We start from the raw sequence: 17,424 nt of genomic DNA, 5'->3' as shown, positions 1-17,424 counted from the left end.
ATACTTTTATAAAACTTTCAAAAAATCAGCAAAATATGAAATCAAATATGACTAAAACAAATAAAATTAGCAAAAATATCACTCACAAAAACAACGCCAAAACACTTACAAATAAAACACTCAGCTACTACATGTCACTACCGTATAAGCTGGAGATTGTAAAGGATCCAGATGAAGGCGGATTCGTGTCCTACTACCCTGATTTGCCAGGATGCATAAGTTCAGGAGACACCGAACAGGAAGCAGCAGCAAATGCGCAGGACGCTAAGCATTCTTGGTTTGAAGCAGCTCTTACAAGCAAAATCAATATAAAAGAGCCGTCTTACCATGAATTAAATGACTATTCCGGACAATTCAAGTTACGTCTTCCTAAAGAATTACACAGGCAGTTGGCTGAACAATCTCAAGCCGAAGGCATAAGCATGAACCAGTATTGCGTTTATCTTCTTTCGCAAAATAACGCTATTGAGCGCGTGCTTGAGCAAGTATAGACAATAAATACTTCATACTATTTATCTGCAATTACTCGCAATTACTTGCAATTACTTGCAGCGCAATTTCAATACCGCAAAGCATATCAGCTAAACTCATAGAACTCGTACTCGGCTTATCAAGAACTTGCTCAGGCAAATACGGAACGTGAATAAAACCGCTCTTAATCGGCAATTTCCTAGTCTGGCAATAATGACAAACACTGTAAAGCACATCATTGCACACGTACGCGCCCGCAGAAAAAGACACAGACGCCGGCAATTTCGCCTTATTCAAAGCCTCAACTATATTCACAACTGGCAAAGTCGCTTTATACGCCACATCACCATCCTGCACAACAGGCTCATACCAAGGCTTATATCCACTATTATCCGGTATGCGCGAAGCTCTACAGTTAATTCCAACATACTCAACGTTAAAACAAGCAGAACCGCCAAATTGCCCTAACGAAAGCACAGCATTAGGGTGAACTTCCTCTATTTTCTCAATAACTTTTTGCGCACCTTTGTTAAATTCTGTAGGAATCTGCAAACGAACAAGTTCCACGCCCTCAGGCGCATGCACTGATTGCGCAATCTCCCACGACGGATTTATAGACTCATTATCAAACGGCGTAAAACCAGTAATCAAAATACGCATTACAATACCCCCTCATACAACTCTCACTTTATCAAAACATTAAAACGCATCACAAAAACTGTATATATGTGAATGTCACTGTATATAAACAGTATACAAATTTCAGGATTCTACTACGTAATTCATGTTCGCAAAAAGATTAGTTATAGTCAGATTGTGAAATAATCACACTTCCCACACAACACGCACAAAATCAAAATTGGTAAGACTCACATTCATGTAATAATATTATGCATTGGATGTGCGTTCGCGCCGCAGCGTAAATTAAACAAAGTAGTTAATGCAGCACATACCATAATTTCAGCAGAAATAAACAAAATAAAACTAGATTCAACGACGAAAAGAGATTACCGATGGCGAAGATCATTCAGATTGGCGCAAATCACGCCGGCACTGCCTGCGCTAACACAATTTTGAGCTACCCAGGAAACGATCTTACAATTTACGATCAAAATAGCAATATTTCCTTCCTTGGCTGCGGCATGGCTTTGTGGATTGGAAAGCAGATTCAAAGCAGCGACGGACTGTTCTATCAGAAGCCAGAAGATTTCGTTAAAAAAGGCGCTAAGGTAAATCTTGAAAGTAAAGTTTTAGACATAGATTACGCAAAGAAAGAAGTAACAGTCGAGCTTAAAGACGGCACTGTTATTCACGATTCTTACGACAAGCTGGTTCTAGCTACCGGAAGCCTTCCAAACAAACCACGCATTAAAGGCATCGATTTGGAAAATGTGCAAATGGTAAAGCTTTTCCAGAATGCACAAACTGTTATTGCAAAGCTTCAAGAGCGCGATTTCCATAATGTTGTGGTTCTTGGCGGCGGCTACATTGGCGTTGAACTTGCTGAAGCTTTTAAGCGACTTGGCAAGAACGTAACTCTTATTGACATGGAAGACCATATTCTTAACGGCTACTTTGACCCAGAGTTTTCTAACAATTTGAAGAAAATTATGGAAGATAAGGGCATTAAGTTTGAGCTTGGTCAAGCTGTTGAGGAGATTATTGGAGACACTGAAGTTAAGGCTGTTAAAACAAGCAAAGGCACTTACGATGCAGACATGGTGATTTGCGCTATTGGCTTCCACCCAAACGTTGCGCTTGGCAAGGATCATTTAAAGCAGTATGCTAACGGCGCTTTCCTCGTTGACAAGAAGCAGCAAACTTCCGACCCAGACGTGTACGCAATCGGCGACTGCGCTACAATCTACGACAACGCTCGAGACCGCGTAAACTACATTGCTCTCGCCACTAACGCCGTTAGAAGTGGCTTGATTGCAGGTCACAACGTTTGCGGAACTCCTGTAGAAACCGAGGGCGTGCAAGGCTCTAGTGCAATGATGATCTACGATTACAAGCTTGTTTGCACTGGCTTGAGCTTGACTGCCGCTCAAAAAGAGGGCATGGATGTTGATTACGTTGATTTCGAGGATACTCAAAAGCCTGCGTTTATGGAAGTTGAGAATCCAAAGGTGAAGATTCGCATCGTTTACAAGAAGGATACGAAGGTGATTGTTGGTTGCCAGTTGGCTTCTAACTACGATATGTCTGCAGCAATTCACCTGTTCTCGCTGGCTATTCAGAAGAAAGTCACGATTAAGGAGCTTGCTTTGTGCGATATCTTCTTTATGCCTCACTTCAACCAGCCATACAATTACATTACGATGGCAGCTTACACGGCTTTGTTGAAGGGATGATTAGCTTCTGCAATTAGCTTAAATCGCGTTTATTAAACCAAGCAATCTGTTCTATAATGTAGCAGTTGCTTGGTTTTTTAATCATCCGCGCACTATTAGCATAAGACATGCAGATTAAAACAAAGGAGTCTAGGATGAAACAGCTCTCTATTAAACCAACTATTCACAAGTTCGAGCACGCGCGCGATTTTGCGCAAGAATTCAAGCTCGGCAAGGGCGATCTGGTTATCACAAACCAGTACATTTGGGAGCCTTATTTTGGTGATTTAAATCTTGATTGCGACGTGATTTTCCAAGAAAAATACGGCAAAGGTGAGCCTAGTGACGCAATGGTTGATGCGATTGTTAGCGACATTCGCACTACCCCAAAGCGCGTGATTGGCATCGGCGGCGGCACTGTTTTGGATATTTCCAAGGTTTGCGCTTTGAAGCAAACAAGCCCACTTGAGGATTTAGTTGACGGAAAGATTCCTGCACAAAAAGGCGCTGATCTTATTCTTGTTCCAACTACTTGCGGCACAGGCTCCGAAGTTACAAACGTTGCCGTATTCTCGCTTACTAAGCGCAACACAAAGAAGGGTTTAGCAAACGACGCTTGCTACGCTACAGACGCGGTTCTTATTCCGGAATTATTAAAGAGCCTACCAGATTACGTTTTTGCAACCAGCTCTATTGACGCTCTTACGCACTCGATCGAATCCGCGCTTTCCCCTATTGCAACTGAACTTACAAAAATGTTTAGTTACAAGGCTTGCGGACTTATTTTGCAAAGTTATATGCGAGTTGTGAAGGAAGGCAGTAGTGCAAAAGCCCAAGTTGTGGGCGACTTGGTTTCGGCAAGTCTTTACGCTGGAATTGCGTTTGGTAACGCTGGCTGCGGTTGCGTTCACGCGATGGCTTATCCGCTTGGTGGAACTTTCCACGTGGCTCACGGCGAAACGAATGCTGCGCTTCTTACAAGCGTTTTGCGATACTATGCTAAGCATGATGCCAACAGCGATAGCACAGAAAACACTGAGCTTTCTAATCTTTTCGACTTTATGGCAAATATTCTCGAATGCCAGAATGCAGACGTATTAGACAAGCTCGACGAAGTTCTTAACACGATTCTTCCTAAGCACAAGCTTCACGAGTATGGCATGACCAAAGACATGATTCAAAGCTGGGCTTCAAGCGTTGTTAAAGAGCAGCAGCGACTTTTGAAGAATTCCTACATGCATATGGATGAGTCTGCAATTGCCGAAGTCTACGCATCTACTTTCTAAAATCAGATATCACTAAAATCAGATCTCACTAAAAAGTCATATTTCATCAAAAACAATCCCCGCAACCAACAAAAGCTGCGGGGATTTTAATATCGAATATCGCACCTACGCTAAAACTTATGCCTCAAGCGTTATTACAGGATGCAAATCAAACATTGTTACAGTACGCTTCATACGCGCAACAATGCTTGTAATAGCAATCGCAACTACGCCGAAAAGCACTAGCATTCCAATACCGAAAACTATTTCACCACTGTTCTTTCCAGCCATTGCTTGACGCAACCCCATAATCGAGTACGTCATTGGCAGGTACGGATGAACAGCTCTAAAGAATGCTGGCGTCATTTCTACAGGGAACGTTCCAGCAGAACTTGTGATTTGCAGCATAAGAATAATGATTGCAACAACTCGTCCAGGTATGTGGAACACAGTTATTATCATCTGCATAATTGCCATAAATGTTATCGCTGTAATAATTCCCACAGCGTAGAACGCAGGCACATTATCTATTTGCAGCTTAAGAGCAGCGTGAACAACACCCATAAGAATCACAGTCTGCACAACGCCCATAATAATAAATGGCGTGAGGCTAATAAGCGTACTCTTTACCGGGTTCATACCGTTAAGTATTTCTCGCCTATCCATAACTCTCAAAACGAACGTTGCCATAAGAGCACCGACCCAGAGTCCTATGGAAATAAAGTAAGGAGCGAAACCAGTTCCGTAATTTTCAACGTGAGAATACTCGTGTTCTTCCAACGCAACCGGTGCGCTCATCACTTTACTTTTTTGAACAATATTGTTGATTTTTCCAGACTTTTGAGAATTCTGAAGCCCATCATGTAACTTCTTTGCTCCTTCAACAAGTTTTGGAGTATTATCAGATAGTTTCTTAGCTCCGGAATTAAGCTGATCCGAGCCGTTCGCTATTTTCGCTGAACCTTGAGCTGCGTTATTAATACCATTATTAAGTTTTTCACTACCACTGCTCACTTTGCTAAGTCCATCTGCAAGCTTATTTGCTCCTTCAGCTAATTTATTTGATCCAGCATTAACATTTTCGATTCCTTTAGCGAGCGCATTCACTCCACCTTTTATGCGCAAACTACCAGAAGATAACGTGTCAGCACCAGCACTTAAAGCAGAAAGATTTGTTTCTAGAAGTTCAGAGTTTTCGCCTAATCCTTCTGCTAAAGCTTGCAAATTAGATACAACATCTTCCTTAGTTACTGCAGGATTTTGCGCTTGCATAAGAAGATTAGTTATTTTCGCTTTTGTTGCAGCATTTCCAGCTTTTACGTGTTCTTCTAACTCTCCACTAGAAGAAGCAAGCTTTTGAGCACCTTCATAAAATTCACCCGTTGCTGCAGATAATTTTTGCGTTCCTTCATTTAGCTGTTGTGCTCCGTTTGCTAAATCTTGCGTTTTTTGCGCAAGATACTGTGCTCCTTCTTTACTTTGCGCGTTAGCTTGGGTAAGAGTATTTGCACCTTTTTGTAAATCTCCTAAACCGTTTTGCAGTTGACGTAATGACTGCGAAAGTTGGCTAGATCCGTCAGCTAATTGATTTATTCCACTCTGCAACGACTTGGAACCATTATGTAATGCGTTTGCTCCGTTTACAGCGTCCCCAAGCGAATCTGAAGCGGAGTTTACTTTAGCAAACATGTTCTCCCAATATTCTTGCGCAATAGCTTCACTGATTTCGCTTCGCATTGTGTGGAAAGCAGTTTTACCGATTTGCGAAGCCAGCATGTTACTTGCTTGATCATACTTTACGTGAAGTTTTGCTTTAGTTGGTGTGCCATATTCTGCAGAAGCAATGCACTTACTAAATGATGACGGAATTGTTGCTACCATAAAGTATTTTCCGTCACGAAGTCCTCTGCTTGCTTCGTCTGAATTTACGAAGTTCCATTGGAATCCTTCGCTACCATCTTTTTGGTTTTTCAAGCGGTTTTTAATTTCGTCGCCAACATTACGCATTTTGCCGTTAATCATTGCGCCATTGTCTTCTACAACTACCGCAACTGGCACAGTGTCTAATGTTTTGTAAGGATTAGTGAACGCCCATAAGTATAAGGCTCCGTACAAAAGTGGTATTAAAGCTACTGTTCCTATTATTAATTTTCGAGCTTTTCCTTTCATCGTGTTGTTAAGCTCACGAAATGCAAGAGCAATAGTATTAACGCGCATTGTTTTCACCACCATTTGCTTCACGTTCACCAAGCTGAGAATCAGTATGAGAATTTTCTGCTTTCTCATTATTTGGTATGAGTCTTAAGACTTGATCAGCTTGTTTTTCGAGATCACTTTGCAAGACTCCAACAAGGCATGAGCAGTAATGTTCACTTACATATGAACGGATATCTTTAATTAGTAGATCGCTTTGTTCGCTGGTAAGTTCGGTCTCAATTTCGTCTACAAAAAGCAGCCACGGCTGTTTTAGTAAGGCTAAAGCAATTCCTAGTCTCATGCGCTCGCATGGAGTTAGTTCTCCTACTTCTGTTTTTCGAGGTGAGCAAACTTTCCAGTATGCTAAAACGTTGTACGCGTATTGTTGTAATGCTTCGCGATTATTAATATCGTTTCTATACTGTGACCTAAATAGTGGCGAATGCAATGCGAGTTTTAATTCGCTCATTAATATCTCGTCTATTGTCTGAGTTTTGTAGAATTCGTTTATTCCGTTGAATATTCCTATTCCAACGTACTGCCTTGATTTTTGTGTTTCGCTTGGAAGGTTTGCGTCAACAATTTTAAGGCTTCCACTTGTAAATTTCATATAGCCAGATAATGAAAGCAGCAAAGCTGATTTTCCTGAACCGTGCTCTCCGGATATTGCAAAAATTTTGTGTGGAGTGACTTTTAGTGACACGTTCGAGAATGGTGTTCTTCTAAATCTTTTTAATCCTAATTCTTTAGCTTCTAGCAGCGTTTGTTCTTCTTGCATGATTTGTTACGTGACGTTAGCAGCCCAAACTATAAGGTATAGTGCCTTATTTGTTAGCAAAACAATACGATAATCTACTAGTAGTTTGCTAATAGATTACTATGTTTTTATTACTGTGCGCGTCAGGCATTCCTCCTTACTATATTGTTTTTACACTGTCAGAGTATGGGGTATATGAATGTTGAAGTCTTAGCAGATTATTTGTTAAGACTTTCTGAATCTAAACACCATACTTTCTAGTGTTTTATTTTTCCAATTTTCTGTTTTTGTTTTTTCTATTTTGTTTTGACTTTTATTTTGTTTTCTTGATTTTTAATTGATCTTTATAATTAATTTTTATTTTCCACATCACTTTGTGAGATTTTCTATTTGCTAATTTTGCAATTCAACCAGTGTTGCAGTAAAAGTAGCGTAAAATCGCGCAGTTTTTTGCAAACATACACATCTGTTTGCAGTTCACGACTGCAACTATTTTCTCATCACAAGCACTTAGACTACTCTTCTGGGCGAACAAATATGAACTTATTTTTGAACTTTTGTTCATTTGTTTATTTTATAGCAATAAAAACAAGCTAAAAAGTGACAAAATGTCACATTTGCAACTTGCATTTCTTTGCTGATAATAAAAATAATATTTTTAATTGACTGTAAATAGAAATATTAAAGACTTTCATGTTATATTGTCTTTAATTATTTAATTGTTGACATAGACCGTATACATTAAATATTTCGCTGTTCAAGAGAGGAAGGCAATGCAAATTTTACATGTTTTACTTAACCCTGTTATTGTGTCGGTTGTTGTATTGTGTGCATTAAGTCTTGCTAAGCTTAATGTTTTGCTCGCAATGATTGTAGCTTGCATAGCAGGTGGTGTTGCTGGAAATATTCCTCTTTTTGGCGACGGAAATCACACTATTATGGCGCTGCTTTGCGATGGTTTCTCAACTAATGCTCAAACCGCGCTAGCCTATATTCTTCTTGGAACTTTTGCTGAAGCTATTACTACTACCGGTTTAGCTCAGATTATTTCTAAAAAAATAAGCAAAATTATTGGAACTAACAAATATATTCTTCTTGCTGTTTTAACTGTAATTGCATGCATGTCTCAAAATATTGTGCCGGTTCATATTGCTTATATTCCTATTCTTATTCCACCTATTCTTTCTATTATGAATAGGCTTAAGTTAGATCGCCGCGCAGCCGCCTGCTGCACTGCTTTCGGTCTTGAAGTTCCGTACATTGCTATTCCGTTTGGTTTCGGTCTCATTTTCCAAACTGTTATTGCTACGAATCTTTCTAAAAACGGAATGAAAGTTAGTGTTGCAGACGTTAGCGCTGTGAACTGGTATTTGGGTGCTGCCATGTTTGCGGCGCTACTTTTTGCCGTTTTTGTGCTTTACCGTAAGCCTCGAGAATACGAAACCACAGAAGCAGATACTCACGCTGCGGATGCTGTTGTTGGACCTCTTAACAAGAACCATTACGTAACAATTCTTGCGATTATTGTTGTTGTAGTAGTGCAAGTTATTAGTAAGGATCTTTCACTTTCTTCTCTTGCAGGTCTTGCAACGATGATTATTTTTGGAGCAGTTGCATGGAAAGATATCGATAAGCAGCTTGCCGGAGGCGTAAAACTCATGGGTCTTATTGCTTTCGTTATGCTTATTGCAGGCGGCTACGCTAACGTTATTCAAGCGACGGGCGGAGTTGAGGAGCTTGTAAACATCGGCGTTGCCTCTATGGGACAGAACAAGCTTGTTGCTGCGTTTGTTATTACGATTATTGGTTTGCTTGTAACTATGGGCATCGGCACTTCATTCGGCACAGTTCCTATTCTTGCGGTTTTATTTGTGCCGCTTTGCCAGAGCATTGGTTTCAGCACTCCTGCAACGATTCTTCTTATGTCTTCTGCTGCAGCTCTTGGCGACGCAGGATCCCCTGCTTCCGACACCACGCTCGGGCCTACTGCTGGCTTAAATGCGGATGGTCAGCATAGTCATATTTGGGATACTTGCGTTCCAACATTCCTTATTTTTAATATTCCGCTTATGGCTGCTGGAATCGTTATTTCGCAGTTTATTTAACTAAATATTTAAACTGGGATTAAAGTATTTAGAAACGCAAATAAAAGTGTTTATTGATAATTTTATCAATAAACACTTTTATTTTTTATTGAAAACATTATAATGTAATGTGCAATTGTGTATTTGTTATATTTTATGAAGCAAAATAACGAAAATTTAGTTAGGCAACTAGATAGGCGGTTGTTTAGAGAGTTGGGTGTTTTATGAATAAGACAGCGAAAATTATTCTGACTTCAACCATGATGGGTATTGCCACGGCAGCTTGCGCAGTATGCATGAGCCAAACCGCTTATGCTGCTAGTACTGATGCAAGTAGATCTAATGGGAGCAGCGTTAGTGCAAGTAATGCCAACGCAAGCAATACTACTGGAAATAACTCTGAAAACAGTAATAGCGTAAAAACAAATACCCCCCCCATACCGATTTCGCTAACCAAAATAATTTAGAAAATAGCGCAAAAACTAGCAATAATAAAGATGAAGATAATAAAACTAACCCCTCTTACGAAGTTAACAATACTTTAGATAATAAAAATACTGAACCTAACAGCACTTCCAGCAATAAAGGTGAAGAAGATACTGCAATTAATAGCAAATTAGAAGATCGCAGCGCAAAAACAACTGAAGATTCAGATTCGCAGGAAGAAACTGTTTCATATCCACAAATGACAGTGGTAGAGCCGGGTGTAGAGGTTACCATTAAACCAAAATTCATGCGCGGCGGTAAAGAGATTACGTTAGATCAATCGACAAAGTACGGCGATTGCAAGGACTACATGGAGGCCATAAACGTCGAGTACAAAAACGGCGAAAAATATGAACTTGCATATACTTCTTTGGTAACACGTGCCGCAGATTATAGCTACACATTCAAATGGCGCACGAGCGCAGCGCGCGAACATCCTAACGCTACCATCCGCGTTACAGGACTTCGTATGTACAATAAGAACGGGCTGCAACTTCAAGAAGAAGTTATTCCAACATTTAAGACTAAAGATGCCGATAAGCATAAGCTTGAGCCAAAGCCATTCGAATTTAATCGGAACGAATTATCGGCAGGACTTGCAACCGACAAAAGCGGTAATTATGTTCGCTGGCGAGCAATAAACAACTCCACCAACTCTAGTTCAGAACAAATGACGGCGTACGGTAATTACCTCAATTACAATCCCGATACAAAAGTGCTGACTACAACTGTAAGCGCTGTGCCATTTACTAATTACGAAAGCAACACAAATGTTGTTGCAAGAAAATACAACAATATCACGCTCAAAACCCTGAAAGTTGGCGAAACAGAACCTACGGTTGTAGATGGTATTAAAGAAACACCGTGGTTTTTCAAGTATCAGCAGTATGCGGATATCTGGAACGAAATTAATCAAACAACAATCGGTTCGAGTGACTTTACTGATCGATATGGGGATCACATTGAACAAAAAGTCGGCGGAAAGGGTCTGACTGGTCTGAAATACGACTTTGATAAACAAGGCATAACTGGCACGCCTACCATCACAGACTGGAAAGAAAGCGAAACAACTCGTACACTTACTATCTATATGGCAACAATTACTAAGCGCGATGATGGCTCTGAAACTATGAGCTTAAGTATATTCGAATGGACAGTGAGTAAGCCACAGCCAACTCCAGTTCTAGACCCTACGAAGCCGCAACCTCCGCAATTTACTGATACCACTAACGAATTGGCTGAAGGACTTGCAACTAATCAGAATGGTCAATATATACGCTGGCAAGTGACCGGTACTGATACGTATGGAGCAGCAGCATATAGCAATTATCTCAAATACGATCCTATTAAGAATGTGCTTACAACAACTCCGTGTACCGTGCCATTTAATAATCAAGAGAAGGAAATTGTTGTAGCAAGGAAATATACCAATATCACACTCAAAACCTTGAAGGCTAACGACACGGAGCCTACAGTTGTACAGGGCATTACAGAAACCCCGTGGTTCTTCAAATACAAAGAATATGAAGAAATTTTTAACGCGGTTACCGCAACCACAATCGGCTCAAGCACGTATTACGATGGGGTTGGAAACTATCATGAAGTAATGATTGGCGGTAATGGTTTAAGTGGCTTAACGTTCAATTTTGTTACGAATAGTGTTATCGGTACGCCTACCATCACAGACTGGACGGAAGGCGAAACGAGTCGCACAATTCCTGTTTATAGAGTAGAGACTTGTCATGTACCCAATACGTCCACGAAAACCATGGGAATATCTGTGACGTATTTGACAGTGAAGAGACCTAAGCCGGAACCACCAAAACCAGAACCACCAAAACCAGAACCACCTAAACCGGAACCGGAACCGGAACCAGAGCCAAAGCCAGAACCAAAACCAACTCCTGTTCCGGCTCCAGTTCCAACTCCAGAGCCGGAGCCTGAGCCTATCCCAGTGCCTATAATTTCGGAACCGGAACCAGAGCCAGAGCCAGAGCCAGCGCCAGCACAAGAAGAGACTGCTGAAGAAGCACCATCTCCGCAAACGCACGAACAGCTTGCACGCACAGGCTCCGAAACCTCAACCGTTGCAAGCACTGGATTGGCATTCTTACTGTCAGCCTTCGGTGCGTTTTCGATTAAACGCACGCGCATTGGCAAACACAGCAAGTAAAAACGCAACTAGCGAATAACACAGCTAACTAATAAACGCCAGACGAGTTGAAATAAACTCACTGGCGTTTATTTTTAAACACCAATCAATCCTAAAGTAGCCAATCGCCGCAATTTTGCACCTAATGGCTACTAAAATCATGAAAATCGAAACTATAAAGGCAATAATCTAAAGAAATAATCATATAATATCTTTAGATTACATTAAACTATGTTGATAATTTATTTATATACATAAAGCAAACTAGACAAGCTAATTTTAAAAAAAAAATAATAAAATAGCCAAAACCAAAAATGACAAGATAATAGAATAACAAAATAACAATCACTCAAAGGACTTGCACGATGCCAACTATTAAGTCAAGCACAGATTTACGCAATAACTACAACGAGATATCAACATTCTGCCACGAAACAAAAGAACCAGTCTTCATTACAAAAAACGGTCGCGGAGACTTAGCAGTAATGAGCATTGAATTATTCAACAAGTTCATGAGCAAATATGAACTATACAGTTCACTCTCTCAAAGCGAGTCTGATTTTAACAACAATCGCACATTATCTTTTGAAGAATCAATGCGAAACCTAAGAGAAGAACTCAACAATGGCGCAAAGTAACCCAAAATACACAATTCTTGTTTCGCAAAGTTACCATAAAGATTTGCAAGACATAGTCCATTACATTGCGCACAATTTAGATTCGCCAATTACAGCATACGAATTCCTCGATAACGTAGAAGCCACTGTTTCAAGCCTATCTACAATGCCATATCGATACCGATTGGTGAACGATGATTACCTGAGTAGCAAAAATTTTAGAAGATGTTTCGTGAAAAAATATGTAATCTTCTATAAAATTTGCGAAGAGAACAAAACGGTTATGGTGCATAGAATACTTCATGCTAGACAAAACTGGGTTGACATATTGTAAGTTAAAGTTATTGAGATACAAGTCTGTAAGCGAGATATACAAGATTGGTAGTAAATAAAAAACGGCCTTAACTATCAACTAGTCAAGGCCGCATCGTTTACTTTATAACGTTTTACAAAACCTTATAAAAGCGCGTAAAACTTCAGATTACACAAGTAAACGCTAGTTATCTTCCAGATTTTGCTTCAAACATTCTCCTCAATCGCACAACAGCGAAACCAGCAATAGCAAAACCTAAAGCCGAAATCAGCGCAACAACCGAAGCTGACTCACCAGTCTTAGGCAAAGCTGCAACATGCTTTTCAAGCTTCTGACCAGCAACATACTGCTTTACAGGTTCAGGCTCCGGCTTAGGTGCAGGCGCAGGCGATGGATATATCTCCTGTTCAGGTTCCGAAGTTTGAGATTCAGGAACTGTAACCGGACTCTCCGAGCCTGATTCAGGCTCAAAAGGTGCAGGCAAAATTGGATCTGGAGTAGGTGCTGGTTTTGGTGTTAGCTTCGGATCAGACTTAACAACTTTGACAGTAGCAAACTCTACAGAAGATTTACCCCTATTGTCACTGACAGTGAAACATATAACATAATTCCCGACTTTAGAATTATCAAAATCACTACTTGTGATATTAACGCTGGATTTCAAATCATTACCAGCATAATCTTTTGCATACAAAATCAGACTCTTTAAATCCAACTGCTCATTCTGCTTAATAGTTGCATCTGTCACTCTCAGTATAGGCAACTTGTATATATTATGAGTGAACCTAATTGTGTTCTTGTCACCATTTTGATAGTAATTGTCCAGTTCATCGCCGCTCACACTTGTACCGTCTTCATTTTTTATTTTCTTTGCCGTTACTGATAGAACACGTAATTTATTTACTTTACCAGCCGAATTTTTCGTAGTTTTATTCGGATTATTTTCCAGAGTAAATGTGATTTCATATTCTGCAGATGAATTAGAGCTCTCTACACCAGATATACCACTTGTTCTACTGGTACTATCTTTCAGAATATATGTATACACACCAGGTTTAGTGAACTTACTTGCAATAATGTCAGTTAAATCATCGCTTGATTTTATTCCGGTAGCATTTTCATCGTATGAAATTTTTACATCATCTAATTTAGGAATACTACTGTCTGAGCTATTTTTAGGAGTAAAAGAAAATGTGTAAGTTTTAGCAGGAATTTCAACTCCACTATCAGACTCTATTTCTTTAGTAATAAAGAATTTCGGCAGAACTTTTATCTCCATAGGGAGTACTATCTTGCCATTCTGACCATAAGTCATAGTACCGGTAAAATTAGCTTGACCTGGCTTAATTGATGTCCCTGTAACTTGCGGGCCAGGAACTTTAGGAAAATTATTAGAATCTATATTAGTTAACTTAGGTATTTCACCATTTATAGTATAACCTAAATTCTTTAATTCTTTTTTTCCTTCTTCATCAATTACAAAAGATACTTTCTTTGCTCCATAATATTTCAACGTTTCGGTGTTTATAACAGAAGGACCAAAATAATCGCCTTTTGTACCTAATTTAGTGGAAAAAACTATACGACCATTATCTTTACTGTCGTTAGTGCTTTTAAGATATTTTCCCAAATCTATAGTTTCGCTAGGTGCAATACGTATATGAAAACTACTCATATCGCTGTCAACAGTAGCAGAATTAGCAGATTCTGGAAACGAACAAACTAGCACCACAAAAGTAACAATCAATCCAATAATATTTTTGATTATTCTATTTTTAATTATTTTTTTATTCAATTTAATTCTCCAACAGAATAGTAAATCTTTTTATGATTCACTTTCTAAATTGCAAATTAATAAATTATAAAATGGTACAAATGCATAAAATGCAGATAAAATCACACCAAGAAAACGCGTGTAAATATGCGGAACCACTCGCCTATTTCAATACAAAATAAATAATGTATAAAGTGGTTAAAATTATAAAAAATTACGTCACAAAAAAGACAGCATCACGCTGTCTGTCTGCCTGTCTGTCTGTCTGCCTGTCTGTCTGTCTGTCTGTCTGTCTGTCTGTCTGTCTGTCTGTCTGTCTGTCTGTCTGTCTGTCTGTCGAGGATTATATTTTTCATAATCTCAGTTTGTCAACCTCCGTTACCGAATTAACATGCGGAATTATAACAAACAGACCCATTAAATTCTAGTGTTATATACTTCATCAATAAACTCAAAACAAAATACACAATCTAAAAGTAGCCAATCGCTGCAAATTTACAACGATTGGCTACTAAAACAAGATTCCAAACGATTTATAAAAGCCATTCAAATAATAAAAAAAACTTAATCTACAATCTCATTATGAAAGAACATCAAAAAGAAATTCATATCTTGCATTATTTCTTCCCACAAAAGACTTTTAGCCCAAGGTGCTTTACTTTTATAATCCTTCCACTTTATTCTCAACACTTCACTATCTTTGATCCTATCGAAAATTTCATTCACGTTACTCAGTAAATAAAGGGTATCTCTCGTTTGAGAAGTAGCGTAAAAAGCTTGAGCGATCTCTTCTCTCTTAAAAGCGCTATCCCCTTGAGACACTCTAAGAGCATGCAAATCATAAAAATCTCGCATTCTCGTGTTAAATTCTTCCCTCACAAGAATTGTTTGCAACTTTTCCGCTAAAATCGTTGCAATTGGATAAGTCAATAAAGAGATAGATTCTGAAAACATTAAAGGCAATTCTGCTTCCATAGCAGATGGAGTAATAGCATGCCCAGTTGAAATATCGATTTTAACAGGAGTTTTTGTACCATCAAAATCTGCAATTAGGCTAGCTCGAACCCCTGGATAGTCAGATTCTTGCATAATAGAATCAAGCGTTTGTAGCGTAAATTTAACACCATCATCGATATTGATAGATATTACATCTGATATAAAAATATGCACATCATCTTCACTAAGAGAAATATTTTGCATAGTTGTATCAATATCCATTGTTGTACGAAGATTTACGCCAACAAGATAAGAAATCAGCATTCCACCTTTTAGAACAAAATTGTCTTTATAGCGCGAGCGGGAAACACGATCTAAAAAACGCTCCATCATATATACGCGCATTAGCACGCGAGGATCTACACCCTTTTGGAGTGCAACATTCTTTATTTTTGCTTTAAGCTGATTAGCATCCTTCATTCTCATAACAACACCCCCAAATATTGTGAAATCAACTTTGAAATCCTAAATTTTTTAGCGTAATCGCTTAGTATATCAAGTCGCTTATCCTTTCTTTTAATATAAGCTTTTAACGCACCAAATACCACCTGTGCATCTATTTGAGAACGAGAACGCAAAATATCGCAAATTGTGCGCTCTAAATCATAAGAAGGCACAAGATTACCTTCAAGCGACATAAGATTCGTCTTACCAATTCCTAAAAAATCTGGTTTTATATAAAACACCCTAGCACCAGTCTTAATTAGACTACTTGCATTATAAGTTGACGGAACAGTCACTGTTAAAGAAGAAGGTTCTCTATCAGTTAAATTATGTAGAAGAAGGGCAGATTCATGTGAAAAAACAGCAACAGATGTGCGCTTTGACAATAAATTCATTTCATCATTCCACAAATTGCTCTTAACGTAAACACCTTTTGATACGCGTTCTAAGCTTTCATCTTTAATAAATCGATAAACACTAGACGGGCTAATTCCAAGTTCTTTGATGACACTATCAATGATTAGAACTTGCTTTTTCTCTATGTAATTGCGCAATTGATCTTTTAACATTTGCCCACCTACTTAATGACACGTTTACGCTGATTTTATATATCATATCAGCATAAACGTATCAAATACGCAACGCTGCTTCAATACAAAGCTCAAGAGCATACGCTTTAGAGTCTCCACCCCAATTTCGCTCATCATAATTTTCAACATCGTGCAAAGTATCTGCAGTGTAAAGAATCTCACCCCAAACAATCCCACGCATTTGTGCACAAGCCGCTAAAGCAGAACACTCCATCTCAACAACCGCGCATCCCTCTTGCTTACGGTTAGCAACTTTCGTCTTAGTTTCACGGAAAAATCCATCCGTAGTCCACGTTTTAACTTCATGATAAGGCAAATTGTGCGCTTGCAAAGTTTGTAAAATAGCACGTCTCGAGCGCTCTGAAACGTCAACATAACGACTTGGAGGCAAATAATGATAAGAAGTTCCCTCATCCCTTAAAGCTTTATACGGAACCAGGAAAACATTTTCCGCATAATCAACTAGCGATCCGCACGAACCAGCACTAATAACTTCGCTAACACCGTAAGAAATCAACCAGTCTAAGATCTGAACAGCGGCAGGAGCACCAACTGGAGCCTGCACTAAGCAGATTTTTTGCGTCTCTTCTTCTACTTCGCTGCCTGTATTTTCTCTTACTGCAGCTCCTACTTTCTCTTCCAAAACATATATTGGATATACTTTAGTTGCAGATTCAAAATTTGCTACAATCGTAGCTTTCCTACTTAAAGCATACTGATCGATTTCATCGCCTAAGAAAGCAAAAACCGCTTTAGATGGAAGCTGAACAGAAATATTATCGTGATTTGGCATTAAAACTGCACTTTTATCGGAATCATACTCTAAAATCGGCAAATCATATTCTGTCATACAATCAGCTCCTCCATACGATCAGCTCCATCCTACAAGCAACTCAATCCTATATACAAATACACGCATTAGTACGCAAAGATCACAAAATAGCCA

General features: G+C 39.1%; 15 protein-coding genes. 8 read left to right on the top strand and 7 right to left on the bottom strand.

Translation table 11 applies throughout. The features are described from left to right. Nucleotides 1-47 precede the first annotated feature (47 nt). Nucleotides 48-491 carry a toxin-antitoxin system HicB family antitoxin gene (locus ACPFYS_RS06055; RefSeq protein ID WP_427876640.1) on the top strand — a complete coding sequence of 148 codons (444 nt, stop codon included), beginning with the start codon at nucleotides 48-50 and terminating at the stop codon, nucleotides 489-491. A gap of 31 nt (nucleotides 492-522) precedes the next feature. Here ACPFYS_RS06055 and ACPFYS_RS06050 read toward each other — a convergent pair whose 3' ends face one another. After that, complete coding sequence (locus ACPFYS_RS06050; RefSeq protein ID WP_427876638.1) at nucleotides 523-1,131, bottom strand: pyroglutamyl-peptidase I; 609 nt, start codon at nucleotides 1,129-1,131, stop codon at nucleotides 523-525. Nucleotides 1,132-1,484: 353 nt separating this feature from the next. Here ACPFYS_RS06050 and nox point away from each other — a divergent pair, with 353 nt between their 5' ends. Beyond that, nucleotides 1,485-2,825, top strand: a complete 1,341-nt coding sequence (gene nox / locus ACPFYS_RS06045; protein WP_427876636.1) for a H2O-forming NADH oxidase — start codon at nucleotides 1,485-1,487, stop codon at nucleotides 2,823-2,825. Nucleotides 2,826-2,959: 134 nt separating this feature from the next. Beyond that, the gene (locus ACPFYS_RS06040) at nucleotides 2,960-4,090 is read left to right on the top strand and encodes a 4-hydroxybutyrate dehydrogenase (protein ID WP_427876635.1); all 1,131 of its coding nucleotides are present in this window, start codon (nucleotides 2,960-2,962) and stop codon (nucleotides 4,088-4,090) included. Nucleotides 4,091-4,207: 117 nt separating this feature from the next. Here the strand turns inward: ACPFYS_RS06040 and ACPFYS_RS06035 are convergent, their stop codons facing one another. Further along, on the bottom strand, nucleotides 4,208-6,286 hold the full coding sequence (locus ACPFYS_RS06035; RefSeq protein ID WP_427876633.1) for a YhgE/Pip family protein: 2,079 nt from the start codon (nucleotides 6,284-6,286) through the stop codon (nucleotides 4,208-4,210). Beyond that, nucleotides 6,276-7,043, bottom strand: a complete 768-nt coding sequence (locus ACPFYS_RS06030) for an ATP-binding cassette domain-containing protein (RefSeq protein ID WP_427876631.1) — start codon at nucleotides 7,041-7,043, stop codon at nucleotides 6,276-6,278. The genes ACPFYS_RS06035 and ACPFYS_RS06030 overlap by 11 nt, the downstream gene beginning before the upstream one ends. Before the next feature lie 752 nt (nucleotides 7,044-7,795). Here ACPFYS_RS06030 and ACPFYS_RS06025 point away from each other — a divergent pair. From ACPFYS_RS06025 to ACPFYS_RS06005, 5 genes are all read left to right on the top strand, one after another. Beyond that, nucleotides 7,796-9,127, top strand: a complete 1,332-nt coding sequence (locus ACPFYS_RS06025) for a Na+/H+ antiporter family protein (protein WP_427876629.1) — start codon at nucleotides 7,796-7,798, stop codon at nucleotides 9,125-9,127. 203 nt (nucleotides 9,128-9,330) lie between these two features. After that, nucleotides 9,331-9,573, top strand: a complete 243-nt coding sequence (locus tag ACPFYS_RS06020; protein ID WP_427896780.1) for a hypothetical protein — start codon at nucleotides 9,331-9,333, stop codon at nucleotides 9,571-9,573. 218 nt (nucleotides 9,574-9,791) lie between these two features. Then, nucleotides 9,792-11,765 carry a hypothetical protein gene (locus tag ACPFYS_RS06015; protein ID WP_427896779.1) on the top strand — a complete coding sequence of 658 codons (1,974 nt, stop codon included), beginning with the start codon at nucleotides 9,792-9,794 and terminating at the stop codon, nucleotides 11,763-11,765. A gap of 344 nt (nucleotides 11,766-12,109) precedes the next feature. After that, entirely contained in the window at nucleotides 12,110-12,382 is a 273-nt protein-coding gene (locus ACPFYS_RS06010; RefSeq protein ID WP_427876625.1) for a type II toxin-antitoxin system Phd/YefM family antitoxin, read from the top strand. Next, nucleotides 12,369-12,695, top strand: a complete 327-nt coding sequence (locus ACPFYS_RS06005) for a type II toxin-antitoxin system RelE/ParE family toxin (RefSeq protein ID WP_427896778.1) — start codon at nucleotides 12,369-12,371, stop codon at nucleotides 12,693-12,695. Before ACPFYS_RS06010 ends, ACPFYS_RS06005 begins: the two co-directional genes overlap by 14 nt. Before the next feature lie 166 nt (nucleotides 12,696-12,861). Here the strand turns inward: ACPFYS_RS06005 and ACPFYS_RS06000 are convergent, their stop codons facing one another. The 4 genes from ACPFYS_RS06000 to ACPFYS_RS05985 form a co-directional block, all read right to left on the bottom strand. After that, nucleotides 12,862-14,349: an LPXTG cell wall anchor domain-containing protein gene (locus ACPFYS_RS06000; protein ID WP_427896777.1), complete on the bottom strand. Its 1,488-nt coding sequence runs from the start codon at nucleotides 14,347-14,349 to the stop codon at nucleotides 12,862-12,864. Nucleotides 14,350-15,012: 663 nt separating this feature from the next. Next, nucleotides 15,013-15,870, bottom strand: coding sequence for a nucleotidyl transferase AbiEii/AbiGii toxin family protein (locus ACPFYS_RS05995; RefSeq protein WP_427876621.1), 858 nt, complete (start codon nucleotides 15,868-15,870; stop codon nucleotides 15,013-15,015). Then, complete coding sequence (locus ACPFYS_RS05990) at nucleotides 15,867-16,457, bottom strand: type IV toxin-antitoxin system AbiEi family antitoxin domain-containing protein (protein WP_427876619.1); 591 nt, start codon at nucleotides 16,455-16,457, stop codon at nucleotides 15,867-15,869. The genes ACPFYS_RS05995 and ACPFYS_RS05990 overlap by 4 nt, the downstream gene beginning before the upstream one ends. Nucleotides 16,458-16,518: 61 nt before the next feature. Beyond that, nucleotides 16,519-17,328, bottom strand: a complete 810-nt coding sequence (locus ACPFYS_RS05985) for a nucleoside phosphorylase (protein ID WP_427876617.1) — start codon at nucleotides 17,326-17,328, stop codon at nucleotides 16,519-16,521. Nucleotides 17,329-17,424 lie beyond the last annotated feature (96 nt).

The sequence above is a fragment of the Gardnerella sp. 2492 genome (genome assembly GCF_050320365.1).
GTDB lineage: Bacteria > Actinomycetota > Actinomycetes > Actinomycetales > Bifidobacteriaceae > Bifidobacterium.
This window is presented reverse-complemented; position numbering and strand designations above follow the sequence as displayed.